Below are 16,207 nucleotides of genomic sequence, written 5' to 3' on the forward strand. Positions count from 1 at the left end.
TATGAATATTTTAGTTTTAAATGCAGGTTCTTCTTCTTTAAAATATCAATTAATCGAGATGCCTTCAGAAAGAGTAAAATGTATAGGAATTGTAGAAAGAATTGGTATGAATGATGCCATTTTTACACATGAAAAAGGGAGTCAAGAATATTCTGAAGTTTTACCAATTTTAAATCATGAAATAGGTTTAAAAAAAATTGCTAAAACCTTAATGGATGATAAAATTGGTGTTATTAATTCTGTTGATGAAATCGAAGCTGTAGGACATAGAGTTGTTCATGGTGGAAATAAATTTAGCAAAACTGTAATTGTAAACCGAGAAGTTAAAGATAATATTCGAGAGTTGTTCGATTTAGCACCGTTACATAATCCTGCAAATTTAACTGGAATAGAAATTGCAGAAACTATTTTTACATCTGCAAAACAAATCGCCATATTTGATACTGCTTTTCATCAAACTATGCCTAAAAAAGCATATCAATTTGCAATACCTAATATGTATTTACACCAACATCATATAAGAGCTTATGGTTTTCATGGTACAAGTCATAAATATGTTTCAGAAAAAGCTACAGAATTTTTAAACAAAAAGACTTCAAAAATTATTACCATTCATCTTGGTAACGGATGCAGTATGGCTGCTATTAAAGACGGAAAAACAATTGATACTTCAATGGGTTTTGGACCAATGAATGGATTGATTATGGGAACTCGTTCTGGAGATATAGACCCATCAGTGATTTTCTTTTTAATGAAAAAGTTCGATAAAAACGTAGAAGAAATCAATAAACTATTACAAAAAGAATCAGGAATGTTAGGTTTAACTGGGCATTCTGATTTAAGAGAGATTTCTGAAAAAGCAGCTAATGGAGATGAAAATTGTAAAAATGCGCTTCAACTAGCTGCGTATCGAATTCAAAAATTCATTGGGTCTTTTGTTGCTGCTTTAAATGGTATAGACGCCATTGTTTTTACTGCAGGAATTGGAGAGAACTCAGATTTAATGCGAAAATTAACTTGTGATAATTTAGATTTTTTAGGGATTGATTTAGATGCAAAAAAGAACAAAATCCGATCTAAAGAGATTCGTGAAATTCAAAAAGAAAATGCTAAAGTTAAAATTTTAGTAATTCCAACCAATGAAGAAATTGAGATAGCAAAACAGTCTTATCAAGTTTTAAAATAAGTCTTACGACTTAATCAGGTTTATAATTGCAAAACAACTTGCTAATTTTTACATTTGCGATGATATAAACTTACTAAAACAATTTTCAGAAATGGGTAGAGCATTTGAGTTCAGGAAAGCAAGAAAAATGAAACGTTGGTCGGCAATGGCAAAAACATTTACCAGAATTGGTAAAGATATTGTGATGGCTGTAAAAGAAGGTGGTCCAAATCCAGATTCTAACTCAAGATTAAGAGCAGTTATGCAAAATGCAAAAGCTGCAAACATGCCCAAGGACAATGTAGAACGTGCCATAAAAAAAGCAACCGACAAAGATACTGCCAATTATAAAGAAGTACTTTTTGAAGGTTATGCGCCTCATGGAATTGCTGTACTTCTAGAAACTGCTACCGATAATAATAACAGAACTGTAGCCAATGTTAGAGCAGCTTTTAATAAATGTGATGGAAATTTAGGAACCTCTGGTTCTGTTGTTTTTATGTTTGACCATACGTGTAATTTCACTGTTAAAAAGGAAGATATTACTATGGATATGGAAGAGTTAGAATTAGAATTAATAGATTTCGAAGTAGAAGAAGTTTTTGACGATGAAGAAGGTGTTATCATTTATGCTCCTTTTGAGCAATTTGGAGCTATTCAATCTTTCTTTGAAGAAAATAACGTAGAAATTTTATCTTCTGGTTTTGAGAGAATTCCAACGACCACCACAAAATTAAGTGAAGAACAACAAGCTGATGTTGAAAAACTACTAGAGCGTTTAGAAGAAGATGATGATGTTCAAAACGTTTATCATTCGATGGAAATGTAAATCAACTTTTTTTAATAAATTATAAAAAGCCTAAGAAATAAATTCTTAGGCTTTTCTATTAACAACCTTTTAACAAAACAATAAGAAGTAATAAAAACACTTTCAATAATTTAGAGGCAAACTAATCAACGTCTTATTATTATGAAAAAACTATTACTCTTTTCATTACTATTATCAGTAACTTTTTCTACTACTTTAGAAGCCCAAAGAAGAAAATCAAAAGCTAAACAAACTGAAAAAACTACACCAAAATCAAAAAAAAGTAAAGCCCCAAAGTATTCCGATTTTGTTACTAAAAATACTAAAACCGATGAAGGTTTATTTAAAGTACACTATTTAAAAGACAAATACATCTATGAAATTCCTAAATCGTATTTGGGTAAAGAAATGTTGTTGGTTACAAGACTTAAAGATATTCCATCTGGTTTAGGTGGAGGTTATGTCAATGCTGGTTCTAAAATTAATACTCAAGTTGTTGTTTGGGAACATTTTAAAAATAAAATTTTACTGAAAGTAAAGTCTTATAATGCAGTTGCAAATGATTCTTTACCAATTTTTAAATCTGTAAAATCTAATAATTTAGAGCCGATTATTTATTCTTTTGATGTTAAAACTCAAAATACAGATTCTACAGCTGTTTTAGTTGATGTTACTAAATTCTTTTCTTCGGATGTTAAAGCAATTTCTGGTTTACCTTCTTACTTCAGAAGAAATTATAAAGTTAGAAGGTTAGATGCTTCGAGAAGTTTTATTAATACTATAAAAAGTTACCCAAAAAACATCGAAGTTGTACAAGATTTTACGTTTGATGCTGACGCTCCTCCGAGCAATCAAAGTACAAATACAATTACAATGCGTATCAATCAGTCTATGATTTTATTACCAGAACAACCAATGATGCCGAGAATTTACGATAAAAGAGTTGGCTATTTTTCAGTTGGTAATGTAGATTATAGTTCAGAAGCTTTAAAAGCAGATGATAAAAGATATATTAGACGTTGGAGATTAGAACCTAAAAATATGGAAGCTTATAAAAGAGGCGAATTAGTTGAGCCCAAAAAGCCAATTGTATATTATTTAGATCCAGCAACTCCAAAGAAGTTAAGAAAATTTATAAAACAAGGAGTAGATGATTGGGCTAAAGTGTTTGAAACTGCAGGTTTTAAAAATGCTATTATGGCAAAAATGCCACCCACTAAAGAAGAAGATCCTGAGTTTAGTATGGAGGATATTCGTTATTCTTCCATTAGGTATGTTGCTAGCACCACTAGAAATGCAATGGGGCCCAGTGTTTCTGACCCTCGTTCGGGAGAAATTATTGAAAGCGATATTATTTGGTATCACAACCATTTGCGCTCTTATAGAAATCGGTATTTATTAGAAACTGGAGCTGCAAATCCATCAGCTAGAACATTAGATACTCCAGCTGAAGAAATTGGAGAAATGATGCGAATGGTTATTTCTCACGAAATTGGTCATGCATTAGGCTTACCTCATAATATGGCTGCAAGTTATGCGTATCCTGTAGACTCTCTTCGTTCTGGAAGTTTTACTCAGAAATATGGAATTGCTGCCACCATTATGGATTATGCCCGTTACAATTATGTAGCCCAACCAGGTGATAAAAACATTCGCTTTGTACGTCAATTAGGTCCTTACGACCATTATGCTATTAATTGGGGATATCGTGTAATTCCAAATTCAAATACACCTGAAGGTGAGGTAAAAACATTAAACAAGTGGATTGAAGACAAAGCAGGTAACCCCATCTATAAATTTGGTTTTCAAAGAAGAGGCGGATTTGATCCTGAGTCGCAAACCGAAGATATTGGTAACGACCACGTAAAAGCCAGTTCTTACGGACTTAAAAATTTAAAAATTGTCGCGAAAAACCTGCCTAATTGGACTTCAAACCAAACCAATAACTATGAAGATTTAAGCGAATTGTATGGCGAAATGATGAGTGTCTGGAGTAGATATGTTGGTCATGTAGTTAGTAATGTTGGTGGTGTTTTCGAATACAACAAAAAACCAAGTCAAACTGGCGCAGTATATATACCAATGTCAAAAAACAAACAAAAAGAATCAATAGCTTGGTTACATAAAAATGCTTTTGAAACTCAAAATTGGTTATTAGATAAGAATATTTTAAATAAAATTGATGAGGCAGGTTATGCTGATTTTATGTTACGTTATCAAAACAGGTTCTTATCTCAATTAATTAACACTAATAAAATCAAAAGAATGATTGATACAGAAACCTTAAATGAAAAATCATACACCGCTTTTGAAATGATGCGTGATTTACGTAGAGGCATCTTTAGTGAGGTTAACATTACAAAAAATCTAGATGTAAATAGAAGGAATCTACAAAAAGCTTTTATTGATAGAATTGGTTCATTATTGGAAGACAAATCAGCAAAAAATTCTGATATAATTTCTATCGTAAAAGGAGAATTATCAACTTTAAGATATTTAGTTAATAACGCAAGTAAAAGAGGTGTGGATACAATTACTAAATATCATTATAAAGATATTGTCTCTAGAATCGATAATTTTTTGGAAAACAAAAAATAACTTAAAAACAACTCTCAACAATAATTTTAAGCTGATTAAAAAGTTTTATCTCCCTAAAATAGATTTACCTATTGCGCACTGCAAACAACGTTTCTTTGCGCAATAGTTGTTTTTAAGCTCTAAAAAGGATTGAGTTTCATAACTATTTTTAGATTTTACTCCAATTGTATCAAATCGAGTAATGATACTATTTTTCTCTGATTTTATATTTTTAAGTAAGTCTAAAAAATCGCTTTCTTGAACCCCTCCTCTATTCTTTTGGTATAAAAATTTCAGGGGCAGAATTGTATTGATAATTAATAAATCGACAAAGGATTTAGTCAATTTTTTAGGTGATAATTTGGATTCTTTTTCAAAATTGTAATGTGTTTTCCAGAACAAATTCACTTGAATCGAAAACAGATTATAAAAACCTTGTAAATCTTTAATTTCTATAATTTTAGAAAATAAATTTTGATGTAAATGATACAAAGAACTCAATTGTGCAATCCGAATTGTTGGAAAATTATTAGGTCTCATTCTAAAAAAAGAAAATACATTTTTTGCAATAGGTTCTATTTGATATTTATGCTTCAAATATTGGTATTCTGCTTTTAGTTTTTGATGATAGACCTCTTCGATGCTTTCTTCTAAAAACCCTGCTTGACCAAATAACAAAGCAGCCAATTTATTTTCATCAAATCTAACTTTCCTTAAAATTGAAAAATCAAAAGAACTTGACAATTGTAAAAAAGCATCTCCATTTACTTTTAGACCAAAATTCTTTGCTAATAATTGAAATAAAACTGCTTCAAAATCATTTTTATTTGTTTCTAAAAGCAATTTCATTGCTGTCGATTTTCGTTCTAATCGCTCAAAAAATAATCTCTCTTTCCAATTCTCTAAAATAAATCCGTCTATAGTATTAATTTCTTTTTCACAAGGAATCCAACGTTGTTCGGAAGAAAACAAATTTTGATAATTTTTGAGTGCAGAATTCAGCACATAATCTTTTAAAATTAACGTTGGCAAAGGTGTATTGTCTTTCATAAAAACAGTTGCATCTTCTTCCCAAACTACATGTAAAATTACAGCATCATAATTAGCATCCATTTCGTGATTATGCAAATACCAATCTGATGATTTTAAATGAATCTCAACATTACCAATCCAATGCTGATTATTGATATGAATTTGAGCATTTAAAAAATCTGGTCCAGCATTATTATTGTGTAAACCTACTTTAGAAACAACAATAGGTTCTTTTATAGAAGTTTTTAAATTTTCTATAGAAAACAACTGATATTTCCATACATAATGGAGAAAATCTTCATTCATAGCTTTTTTGTTTTCAAGATACAAAAACATTTATAGAAGTATCAATTTTTATAATTGCCTTAACAGAATTCATTCTAAAGAATGCCCTATTTTTGCGCTTTAAAAGATAAAGATGAATATTATAGATAGTTTAAAATGGCGTTATGCTGTTAAAAAATTTGATACCGAAAAACAACTTTCTCAATCACAAATAGATACATTAAAAGAGGCGTTTAATCTAACCGCAACTTCTTACGGATTACAACCCTTAAAGTTGGTTGTTATTAAAAACAAAGAGATACAAAAAGAATTGGTTGCACATTCTTGGAACCAACCTCAAGTATTAGAAGCTTCTCACCTTTTAGTAATTTGCACAAAAGACAATTACACCACTCATGAAGTAAAAAACTATTTCAACTTGGTTCAAAAAATAAGAAATACTCCAGATTCTGTAATTCAACCTTTTAAAGAGTTTCTAACCGCAGAAATTGAGAAAAAAACACAGGAAGAATTATTTTTATGGAATAAAAACCAAGCATACATTGCTCTAGGAAACTTAATGACAGTTTGCGCTACCGAGAAAATTGATGCTTGTCCAATGGAAGGTTTTATTCCTGAAGAATATGATAAAGTTTTAAACTTAAAAGCACAAAACCTAAAATCGATTTTAGCATTACCTGTTGGCTTTAGAGCAAATGATGATTATATGAAAGACTTGCCTAAAGTTAGAAAAGAAACGAACCAAAGTGTCATAGAAATCAATTAAATTTATTTCTTAAATTTTATAAAATGAGTGAAGCAGTAAGAAATTTGGAACCCAAAATAGTATGGAATCACTTTGCTGATTTAAATGCAGTTCCTCGTCCTTCTAAAAAAGAAGAAAGAGTAATTCAGTTTATGGTCGATTTTGGAAAAAAACTAAACTTAGATACTTTAGTTGATAAAGTTGGTAATGTCATCATTAAAAAACCAGCAACAAATGGTTTTGAAAACAGAAAAACTTTGGTTTTACAGAGTCATTTAGATATGGTTCATCAAAAGAATAATGATACTGTTTTTGACTTTGACAAAGAAGGTATTAAAATGTTAGTTGATAGAGATTGGGTTAAAGCAGATGGAACAACTCTAGGTGCAGACAACGGTTTAGGCGTTGCAGCTATTATGGCTATTTTATCTTCTGATGATATACAACACCCAAATATAGAAGCCCTTTTTACAATTGATGAAGAAACAGGAATGACGGGAGCAATGGGTTTAGAAGGCGGAATTTTAAAAGGTGATATTCTTTTAAATTTAGACACTGAGGAAGATGATGAAATTGGAATGGGATGTGCGGGTGGTATTGATGTTACTGCTACTAGAAAATATATAGAAGAAAATGTTTCTGAAAATTCGATAGCTTATAAAATACAAGTAAAAGGACTTAATGGAGGACATTCTGGAATGGATATTATCAAAGGATTAGGAAATGCAAATAAACTTATGAATCGAATTCATTTCTCAGCCATAAATGCAATTCAAATTTGTGAAATTGATGGTGGTAGTTTAAGAAATGCTATTCCTAGAGAAAGTACTTCAATAATAACAACAGATAAAAAAAATGATCGCTTTGTTGAGTTTTCTTTTTTATCAGAAATCGAAAAAATTAAGGCAGAATTTATAACTCTTGAACCTAATTTAGAAATTATATTTTCCTCTACTCAAGTTCCCAAAAAATCACTTAATCTATCAACTAGTAAGAGTTTAATCAAATCCATTTACGCTGCTTTAAACGGAGTTTACAGAATGAGTCCTGATATTGACGGTCTAGTGGAAACTTCGAACAACATCGCAAGAGTAATTGTAAAAGATGGCGTAATTAAAATTGGATGTTTAACACGCTCATCTTCGAAAAGTAATAAACTAGATTTAGCCAATTCTTTAAAATCAGCATTTGAATTAGCAGGTTTTGATGTTGAATTTTCTGGTGAATATCCAGGTTGGCAACCAAACGTAAAATCAGAAATCTTAGACATTGTTGCCAATTTATATGAAAAACTTCATGGAGAAAAGGCTAATGTTGCTGCTTGTCACGCAGGTCTAGAATGTGGAATTTTAGGGCAAAACTACCCTAAAATGGATATGGTTTCTTTTGGCCCAAATATAAAAGGAGCACATTCTCCTGATGAAAGAGCTCAAATATCATCTACCCAAAAATTTTGGAAGTTTTTAGTTGAGATTTTAAAAAATATTCCAAAAAAGTAAGAAATTAGCAATTGTCTAAAACCATGATACAACCTTCGATTCTTTGTATTCAAATTTGTTTAAAAGGTTTAACAAAATAAACGCAACCAACTTTAAAACAACAAGTTAACTCACATCCCTATTGTTAACATCTTTCACTTTCTAAAAACAGAAAAAAATGTAATTTTACTAATTATAATGATAGTCACTTATAATGGGGAAAATAATTGCAATAGCGAATCAAAAAGGTGGTGTTGGTAAAACAACTACAAGTGTAAATTTAGCAGCTTCTTTGGGTGTTTTAGAGAAAAAAGTATTACTTATTGATGCTGATCCTCAAGCAAATGCATCTTCTGGATTAGGAATAGATGTTGAAGCTGTTGAATATGGTACGTACCAAGTTTTAGAACACACGGTTTCAGCTAAGGATGCGATTGTTAAAACAGATTCTCCAAATGTAGATATTATTCCTGCTCATATAGATTTAGTGGCCATTGAAATTGAATTGGTTGACAAACAAAACAGAGAATATATGCTACAAAAATCGTTAGTTGATGTAAAAAACAATTACGATTATATTTTAATAGATTGCGCGCCTTCGTTAGGTTTAATCACTTTAAATTCTTTAGTAGCTGCAGATTCAGTAATAATTCCGATACAATGTGAATATTTTGCATTAGAAGGTTTAGGTAAATTGCTAAATACAATTAAAAGTGTTCAAAATATTCACAACTCAGAATTAGACATAGAAGGATTACTCTTAACCATGTTCGATTCTAGATTACGCCTTTCTAATCAAGTAGTTGACGAAGTTAGAAAGCACTTTTCTACAATGGTTTTTGATACAATTATTCGAAGAAATACTCGTTTAGGAGAAGCTCCAAGTTATGGTGAAAGTATAATTGCTTACGATGCAACCTCGAAAGGTGCTGTAAATTACTTAAATTTGGCGCAAGAATTATTAAAAAAGAATTCGTAAAATGGCAAAAGCTACTAAGAAACAGGCTTTAGGAAGAGGATTATCTGCTTTGTTACAAGAATCTTCCAACATCAATTCTGTATCAGATAAAAATGCAGACAAAGTTGTTGGTAGTATAATAGAAATAAACCTTAACAGTATTGATGTAAACCCCTATCAACCAAGAACTTATTTTGATGAGGAAGCATTAAGAGAATTAGCAAGTTCTATTAAAGAATTGGGGGTAATTCAACCTATTACTGTTCGTAAATTAGAAGGAAATAAATTTCAATTGGTTTCTGGTGAACGCCGTTTTAGAGCATCAAAATTAATTGGCAACACAACCATACCTGCATATATTAGAATTGCAAACGACCAAGAAATGCTAGAAATGGCATTGGTTGAAAATATTCAGCGTAAAAATTTAGACCCTATCGAAGTTGCTTTGTCTTATCAACGTTTAATTGAAGAAATTCAATTAACTCAAGAAGAATTGAGTACAAGAGTGGGTAAAAAACGTTCTACTGTAACTAACTATTTACGATTACTAAAGCTCGATCCAATTTTACAAACAGGTATGCGTGATGGATTTATTTCTATGGGACATGGTCGGGCTATGATAAATGTAGAAAATACAGAAGATCAATTAGCAATTTACGAGAAGATTTTACGAGAAAAATTATCGGTTAGACAAACTGAAGATTTGGTAAAAATCTTGAAAACTGGTAAAGCACCCAAAACCAAAAAGAAACCAATTCCGAGTTATATCAAAAATAGTATTCAAAGTTTTAGTGAATACTTTGGCCATAAAATAGACGTTACTGTAAGTAATAATGGTAAAGGGAAAATCTCGATTCCTTTTCATTCTGAAGAAGATTTTAATAGAATAAAAAACTTATTAAAATAAGTGCTTTTCAAAAAAATTATACTTGTTTTTATTTTTGCTTTTTCATCTGCAATCCTTTTTTCTCAAAAAGATTCTACTGCGGTAAAAGATGTAAAGGTGAAAGGTAGATTTACGAAAAATAAAAAAGGAGTATACAACCCTTTAGCTCCATCTAAAGCTGCATTTTACTCTGCTATTTTTCCTGGAATGGGGCAAATTTATAATAGAAAATACTGGAAAGCACCGATTGTTTGGGGTGCAATAGGTACAAGTATTTATTACTATTTAGATAGCAACAGTGAATACAAGCGATACAGAAGAGCATATAAACTAAGAAAACAAGGTTTGCAAGATGAATTTACTCTTGACAACGGAACTGAGATTGCCTCTTTAGCCACATTAGAAAGGGCTCAGGAGCAATTAAAAGAAAATAGAGATATGTCTTTATTATCTGCAACTATTTTATATGTTTTGCAAATAGTTGAAGCAAGTGTTAATGCACATTTACTCCAATTTAATACTGACGATAATTTAACATTTAAGCCTACTTTAGTTCAAGATCCAATTCAATTTGATGCTCCTAAAGTTGGTCTAACAATAAAATACACTTTTTAAAATGAAAATTGCCTTACTTGGTTACGGAAGAATGGGAAAAGAAATCGAAAAGATTGCTATATCTCGCGGACACGAAATTGTAATTAGAAAAGATGTTGATGATATTATTGACATTAATTTAGCCGATGTGGCTATCGATTTTAGTGTTCCTTCTTCTGCTTTTGATAATATTACCAATTGTATAAATAATAATGTTCCTGTTATTTCTGGGACTACCGGTTGGTTAGATAAGTATGATGAAGCTGTAAATCTTTGTATAGAAAAAAATAGCGCTTTTATTTACGCTTCTAACTATAGTTTGGGTGTAAATATATTCTTTGAATTAAATAAACAGCTCGCTAAAATGATGAGTAACCTAGAAGACTACAATATTTCTATGGAAGAAATTCATCATACCAAAAAATTAGATGCACCAAGTGGAACAGCAATTACACTTGCTAAAGGTGTTATAGAAAACACAACCAAAGGTGGCTGGGAATTAGGAGATAAAACATCTAAGGAGAATATCCCAATTGTAGCCAAAAGAATTCCTGACGTGCCAGGAACTCACACAGTTTGGTATGATTCTGAAGTAGATTCTATTGAAATAAAACATACGGCACATAATAGAAAAGGGTTTGCTTTGGGTGCTGTTGTTGCAGCAGAATGGATTGTTGGAAAAGAAGGTGTTTTCTCGATGAAAGATGTGTTAAACATCCGTTAAAAAAAGTAACAATTAGACGATTTACCGTCTTACAGAAATTAATATCCCTCTCTTTTAGAGAAAATTAAAGTATAAGATTATGACATTTACACAATGGTTTATATTTTTTATAGTAGTTCAAGTAATTCATTTTTTGGGAACTTGGAAACTGTACGTAAAAGCAGGTAGAAAATCTTGGGAAGCTGCAATTCCAATATATAATGGAATGGTATTAATGAAAATAATAAATCGTCCTAAATGGTGGATTGTCTTATTATTTATTCCTATCGTAAATCTTTTGATGTTTCCAGTTATTTGGATTGAAACCCTTAGGACTTTTGGTTTTTACAAGAAGTTAGATTCACTTTTAGTAATTGCTACTTTAGGTTTGTATATTTTTTACATCAATTACGCAACTGACACAAAATACAATGCAGAAAGAAGTTTAAAACCTCGTTCTGAATTAGGTGAATGGGTAAGTTCTATTGCATTTGCTATTATTGCTGCAACTTTAGTACATACTTACTTTATGCAACCTTTTACCATACCAACATCTTCTTTAGAAAAATCACTATTGGTTGGTGATTACTTATTTGTGAGTAAATTTCATTATGGAGCAAGAGTTCCATCAACAGTAATTGCTGCACCGATGGTACATGATTCATTACCTTATACAGGAACAGCATCTTACTTAAAAAAACCTCAACTACCTTACACACGTTTACCTGGTTTACAAAAAATTAAAAATAACGATATCGTTTGTTTTAATTGGCCTGCTGATACTTTAGCCACCATGTGGGGTGATACCTCAGGAAAATTTACTTACAAGCCAGTAGATAAGAAAACCAACTATGTAAAGCGTTGTGTGGGTATTGCTGGAGATTCTATACAAATGATAGATGGGTATTTTTACATAAATGGTAAAAAGAATATCCTACCAGATAGAGCTAAATTACAGTTTTACTATACTTATGAATCTAAAAAACCTATCAATCAAAATACTTATCCTAAGTTTTTAATGGATAAAGAAAGAACTGGTGTTTATAAAATTTTAAGCGAATATTGGGATAATCCAAAAGTACAAGATGCTATTAAACAAAATGGAAGTTTATCTAAAATAGGATCTGACTCTTTATATACCGAAGTTGTTGGAGGAGTTAACCCAAGTTTTGCAAGACGTTTAAAAATGATTTCTGTTGATAATAAAATCAACATTAACTTAACAGATGAAGAAGTTAGTCGCTTAAAGAAATATCCTTTAACAAAATCTGTTATAAAAGTTAATCATGGAGCAGATAATGCCATATTCCCGCATGTTAAAGCACTAGGTTGGAGTCAAGATAATTTTGGTCCTATTTATATTCCAGAAGCGGGTGCAACTGTAAATTTAGACTCAAAATCTTTACCTTTCTATGAGCAAATCATTAAGAATTATGAAAACAATGATTTACAGGTTGTAGGTGATAATATTTTTATCAATGGAGAAAAAGTAGATTCTTATACTTTTAAGCAGGATTATTTTTACTTAATTGGAGACAATAGACACAACTCTTTAGACGCTCGTTATTGGGGTTATGTTCCTTTTGATCACGTTTTAGGAAAACCTGTAATGGTTTGGTTTAGTTGGGATGCTGATGCACCTTCTTTTGGTGCAAAATTAAAATCAATCCGTTGGGATAGAATGTTTACCACTGTTCATGGTGATGGAAAACCTGTTTCTTATAGATATTTGGTTTTTGCATTAATTGCGATTTACATTGGTTATAGTTTCTTTAAAGGAAAAAAGAAATCTGCTAAGAAATAGAGATGTCCTTATTTATTCCTACTTACTTCTCTCCTATTTCTCAATACTCTGAAATAGTAAAAAATGAAGAAGTAATTTTTGAAATGGAAGACAATTTTCAGAAACAGAGTTATAGAAATCGTTGTTATATCTATAATTCTAATGGAAAACAATTGTTAAACATACCTGTAAAAGATAAAACCAAAGGTAGTTCTAAAAGAAAAAAAACTAAAGACATGTTGGTAGAAAATGATGTTTCTTGGCAAGATCATCATCTAAAATCTTTACAAAACGCCTATAGAAATTCTCCTTTTTATGAGTTTTATGAAGATGATTTGCTTCCAATTTTTTCAAAAAAATATACTTTTTTACAAGATGTAAATATTGACACGTATTTATTTATTACTGATGCCCTACAAATTAACCAAAATTACAATCGAACAGAAGAATACTTAATGAATTCTAAAAACGATTTCAGGAATTTATCAGATGTAAAAAAACAACCTGAAAAATTAGTGAATCCTTACATTCAAATGTTTGACAATAAATATGGATTTATTCCTAATTTATCTATTTTAGATCTACTTTTTATGGAAGGTCCAAATGCGATAAGTTATCTCTAATAAAAAATCACTAACTTTATACTCAATATCCCCCCTTAAAAAACACTCTGTAAAGAGTAAAACGTTTTTTATGAAGTTTTTAACTGATTTTATAGACTCTGTTGGAGGTATTCCCAAAAAGTCTACCGACAAATTATTCTCCTTAATTCGAATTATAGAGTTAAAGAAAGGAGATTCTATTGCTAAAATTGGTGAAATCCCAAAAGATATTTACATATTAAAAGAAGGTATAGTAAGATCATTTTATACTGATGAAAAAGGAAAAGAATACATCAGACATATATTTACATCCTTTAGAGCAACCGGGGCTCTTGGAGCATTAATTTTAGACAAACCCTCAAGATTATCTTACGATTGTCTTTCTAATTGTGAATTGTATGCAATAAATTTTAAAAAATTTAAAGAACTAACCCAAAAAGATAAAGAAATTTCTAACTTATACTGTTCTGTTTTAGAAATCATTTTTCTTACTTTAGAATCAAAAATCTATAATTTATCAGTTTTAAATGCTACAGAAAGATATTTAAAATTAAAAAATCAAATTCCGGATATAGAAAACTTAATACCTCAATATCATATTGCTTCTTATTTAAATATTACACCAGTTCAATTAAGTAGAATACGTAAAGAAATATATTCTAAATAAATTATTCAATTAACATATGTTAATTTCTAACAATAAATAAAGTACTATTTTTGCTACATATTATTTCCCCCAATTTATTGTTATACTAACAATTTATATAAAGGCTTATTTTTAATAAGCCTTTTTTTTATTTTATGACAACTAAGTTTATTATTCATTATGGATTACATTTTGTAATTCCTTTTTTTATTGCTTTTTATTTATTTAAAGACAAATGGAAAACTGTATATCTGATTTTTCTTTTTTCGATGTTAGTGGATTTGGATCATTTATTAGCAAACCCAATTTTTGATAAAAACAGATGTAGTCTTAATTTTCATCCTCTACATTCATACATAGCAATCGGAATCTATTTTTTAGGATTATTTTTTAGAAAAACAAGAATCTTATGTTCTGCTTTACTTTTTCATATGATTACAGACTATATAGACTGTTATCTATAAAACCTTTTTAATAAGCTATCGAACTCATTGGAAATTTTTAGTTTTAAGACCAAAAACACATATAATATCAAAATAATAATACTTTTTAAAATAATATTAATGATTGGTGTAATAGAAAAATCGGCAATTTTAAGTATTGGTAAATTAAAATCCCAAAAGTAAAAACAAAAGAATAAAATTAAGATGATGAAAAACATCTTTAAAGATTTTGGTGTAAAAGGTGTAATTTTAAATTTATAATGCACAAACCACAATTTTATAGTATTAAATGATAAAATTGTTATTAATGTTGCTAAAGCCAAACCATCTGTACCAAAACCAAGATTAAAGTAAAACAATTTGTTTAAAAGATAAACCGTTAATGACATACCAACTGCTAATGGTAAAGTTATTTTATAGAATTTAGAGTTGCTTATAATTGCTCCATTACTTCCTAAAAACATAGTATATAATTTTGCGGCAGAAATCATTAAAACAACCCATTCACCCCCTGCATAACCTTTTTCTGGCATTATTTTAAATAATTCGGTCACACCACAATTCACCAATAAAAAAAACAAACCACCAACTAAAAATAAATTTATCGAGCTTTTTTTGTAAAGATTCTCAACTTCTTTGTTTTTAAACTCATTAAGCGATTTAGAAGTTAAAGGTTGTAAGATTTGTGTCATTGCCCTACTAGGTGCTTCAATAAAAGAACCAATAAAAACTGCTACTGAATAATAAGCAGCTTTCTCGATAGTATCTTTTCCTGGTATCATTATTTTATCAATATCTAACAAAATTGCACCTGCACTTCCAGCTAAAATGATGTAAAGAGAATATTTTAGAATTTCATTAAAATTATTGGGTAGTTTGAAATAGAATTTTGGAAAATACATATAAAATGCATAACACATCATTACCAAAACCCTTAAAAGATAGGCACCCGTTAGATAAAAGATAAAACCAGATTTAGTTATTAAACCCAAAAAAACTGCTAATAAGAGTAGCATAACAACAACTCTATTCCATAGTTCTTTTAATATATTTCCAAATACGGTTTGTAACTGTACTTTTGTCCAAGAATAAAAAAGCTCAAAATAAGCACAAGCTATTGCTATTAAATAGATAGAAAATGTATAGTCTTCAATAATTTTATTTTCTTCTGTAATTCTATTCATTATCCAATCGTGAACATAGTCCCATAAAAAACCAAGCGGTAATGCAATAAAAAGTGGGATAAAAATTACTGAGGATAAAAATTTATCTTTTTCTTCTTTTGTTTGATAAGATGAGAAAAACTTTACAATAGTATATTGAACACCAAAAGCAGTTAGCGGCATTATTAAATTAGAGGCTGATAGTAAAAAAGTTACCATCCCATAGAATTCAGATTCTAGAATTCTTGGATAAAACACAATCGTGTTAATACCTCCTATTAAAAAAGCACCATAGATTATGATGGTATTTCTAAACGATTGTTTTAATACAATTCCCAT

General features: G+C 29.9%; 15 protein-coding genes. 13 read left to right on the forward strand and 2 right to left on the reverse strand.

All coding sequences use genetic code 11. The features are described 5' to 3' along the window. The first annotated feature begins 1 nt into the window (after position 1). The 3 genes from DIS07_RS00370 to DIS07_RS00380 all read left to right on the forward strand — a co-directional run bounded on the left by DIS07_RS00370 (position 2) and on the right by DIS07_RS00380 (position 4,571). Positions 2–1,186, forward strand: a complete 1,185-nt coding sequence (locus DIS07_RS00370) for an acetate/propionate family kinase (protein ID WP_109403236.1) — start codon at positions 2–4, stop codon at positions 1,184–1,186. A gap of 91 nt (positions 1,187–1,277) precedes the next feature. Next, positions 1,278–1,994: a YebC/PmpR family DNA-binding transcriptional regulator gene (locus DIS07_RS00375; RefSeq protein ID WP_109403237.1), complete on the forward strand. Its 717-nt coding sequence runs from the start codon at positions 1,278–1,280 to the stop codon at positions 1,992–1,994. Between the two features lie 141 nt (positions 1,995–2,135). After that, the gene (locus tag DIS07_RS00380) at positions 2,136–4,571 is read left to right on the forward strand and encodes a zinc-dependent metalloprotease (protein ID WP_109403238.1); all 2,436 of its coding nucleotides are present in this window, start codon (positions 2,136–2,138) and stop codon (positions 4,569–4,571) included. Between the two features lie 45 nt (positions 4,572–4,616). On the opposite strand, the gene DIS07_RS00385 is transcribed toward DIS07_RS00380, so the two are convergent. Beyond that, on the reverse strand, positions 4,617–5,888 hold the full coding sequence (locus DIS07_RS00385) for a DUF2851 family protein (protein WP_109403239.1): 1,272 nt from the start codon (positions 5,886–5,888) through the stop codon (positions 4,617–4,619). A 112-nt stretch (positions 5,889–6,000) separates the two neighbouring features. Between DIS07_RS00385 and DIS07_RS00390 the strand changes: the two genes are divergently transcribed. The 10 genes from DIS07_RS00390 to DIS07_RS00435 all read left to right on the forward strand — a co-directional run bounded on the left by DIS07_RS00390 (position 6,001) and on the right by DIS07_RS00435 (position 14,726). Beyond that, positions 6,001–6,633: an NAD(P)H-dependent oxidoreductase gene (locus DIS07_RS00390; RefSeq protein ID WP_109403240.1), complete on the forward strand. Its 633-nt coding sequence runs from the start codon at positions 6,001–6,003 to the stop codon at positions 6,631–6,633. A 23-nt stretch (positions 6,634–6,656) separates the two neighbouring features. Next, on the forward strand, positions 6,657–8,111 hold the full coding sequence (locus DIS07_RS00395; protein WP_109403241.1) for an aminoacyl-histidine dipeptidase: 1,455 nt from the start codon (positions 6,657–6,659) through the stop codon (positions 8,109–8,111). Between the two features lie 193 nt (positions 8,112–8,304). After that, positions 8,305–9,069 carry a ParA family protein gene (locus DIS07_RS00400; protein ID WP_109403242.1) on the forward strand — a complete coding sequence of 255 codons (765 nt, stop codon included), beginning with the start codon at positions 8,305–8,307 and terminating at the stop codon, positions 9,067–9,069. A gap of 1 nt (position 9,070) precedes the next feature. Beyond that, positions 9,071–9,955, forward strand: coding sequence for a ParB/RepB/Spo0J family partition protein (locus tag DIS07_RS00405; RefSeq protein ID WP_109403243.1), 885 nt, complete (start codon positions 9,071–9,073; stop codon positions 9,953–9,955). Further along, positions 9,956–10,549: a DUF5683 domain-containing protein gene (locus DIS07_RS00410; RefSeq protein WP_109403244.1), complete on the forward strand. Its 594-nt coding sequence runs from the start codon at positions 9,956–9,958 to the stop codon at positions 10,547–10,549. A gap of 1 nt (position 10,550) precedes the next feature. Beyond that, entirely contained in the window at positions 10,551–11,252 is a 702-nt protein-coding gene (gene dapB, locus DIS07_RS00415) for a 4-hydroxy-tetrahydrodipicolinate reductase (RefSeq protein WP_109403245.1), read from the forward strand. Positions 11,253–11,331: 79 nt separating this feature from the next. Further along, positions 11,332–13,035, forward strand: a complete 1,704-nt coding sequence (gene lepB, locus DIS07_RS00420) for a signal peptidase I (protein ID WP_109403246.1) — start codon at positions 11,332–11,334, stop codon at positions 13,033–13,035. A gap of 2 nt (positions 13,036–13,037) precedes the next feature. Continuing rightward, positions 13,038–13,637 carry a WbqC family protein gene (locus DIS07_RS00425; protein WP_109403247.1) on the forward strand — a complete coding sequence of 200 codons (600 nt, stop codon included), beginning with the start codon at positions 13,038–13,040 and terminating at the stop codon, positions 13,635–13,637. A gap of 70 nt (positions 13,638–13,707) precedes the next feature. Then, a complete protein-coding gene (locus DIS07_RS00430; protein WP_109403248.1) occupies positions 13,708–14,283 on the forward strand; it encodes a Crp/Fnr family transcriptional regulator in 576 nt (191 codons plus the stop codon). Positions 14,284–14,417: 134 nt separating this feature from the next. Next, positions 14,418–14,726: a DUF6122 family protein gene (locus tag DIS07_RS00435; protein ID WP_109403249.1), complete on the forward strand. Its 309-nt coding sequence runs from the start codon at positions 14,418–14,420 to the stop codon at positions 14,724–14,726. On the opposite strand, the gene DIS07_RS00440 is transcribed toward DIS07_RS00435, so the two are convergent. Then, the gene (locus DIS07_RS00440; RefSeq protein WP_109403250.1) at positions 14,717–16,207 is read right to left on the reverse strand and encodes a lipopolysaccharide biosynthesis protein; all 1,491 of its coding nucleotides are present in this window, start codon (positions 16,205–16,207) and stop codon (positions 14,717–14,719) included. The two genes, DIS07_RS00435 and DIS07_RS00440, sit on opposite strands and share 10 nt — an antisense overlap.

Origin of the sequence: Polaribacter aquimarinus, assembly GCF_003129485.1 — a bacterium.
Lineage (GTDB): Bacteria > Bacteroidota > Bacteroidia > Flavobacteriales > Flavobacteriaceae > Polaribacter > Polaribacter aquimarinus.

Coding starts and splice junctions, on each gene's coding strand:
- DIS07_RS00370 (WP_109403236.1), top strand. CDS start 2: ATGAATATTTTAGTTTTAAATGCAGGTTCTTCTTCTTTAAAATATCAA.
- DIS07_RS00375 (WP_109403237.1), top strand. CDS start 1,278: ATGGGTAGAGCATTTGAGTTCAGGAAAGCAAGAAAAATGAAACGTTGG.
- DIS07_RS00380 (WP_109403238.1), top strand. CDS start 2,136: ATGAAAAAACTATTACTCTTTTCATTACTATTATCAGTAACTTTTTCT.
- DIS07_RS00385 (WP_109403239.1), bottom strand. CDS start 5,888: ATGAATGAAGATTTTCTCCATTATGTATGGAAATATCAGTTGTTTTCT.
- DIS07_RS00390 (WP_109403240.1), top strand. CDS start 6,001: ATGAATATTATAGATAGTTTAAAATGGCGTTATGCTGTTAAAAAATTT.
- DIS07_RS00395 (WP_109403241.1), top strand. CDS start 6,657: ATGAGTGAAGCAGTAAGAAATTTGGAACCCAAAATAGTATGGAATCAC.
- DIS07_RS00400 (WP_109403242.1), top strand. CDS start 8,305: ATGGGGAAAATAATTGCAATAGCGAATCAAAAAGGTGGTGTTGGTAAA.
- DIS07_RS00405 (WP_109403243.1), top strand. CDS start 9,071: ATGGCAAAAGCTACTAAGAAACAGGCTTTAGGAAGAGGATTATCTGCT.
- dapB (WP_109403245.1), top strand. CDS start 10,551: ATGAAAATTGCCTTACTTGGTTACGGAAGAATGGGAAAAGAAATCGAA.
- lepB (WP_109403246.1), top strand. CDS start 11,332: ATGACATTTACACAATGGTTTATATTTTTTATAGTAGTTCAAGTAATT.
- DIS07_RS00425 (WP_109403247.1), top strand. CDS start 13,038: ATGTCCTTATTTATTCCTACTTACTTCTCTCCTATTTCTCAATACTCT.
- DIS07_RS00430 (WP_109403248.1), top strand. CDS start 13,708: ATGAAGTTTTTAACTGATTTTATAGACTCTGTTGGAGGTATTCCCAAA.
- DIS07_RS00435 (WP_109403249.1), top strand. CDS start 14,418: ATGACAACTAAGTTTATTATTCATTATGGATTACATTTTGTAATTCCT.
- DIS07_RS00440 (WP_109403250.1), bottom strand. CDS start 16,207: ATGGGAATTGTATTAAAACAATCGTTTAGAAATACCATCATAATCTAT.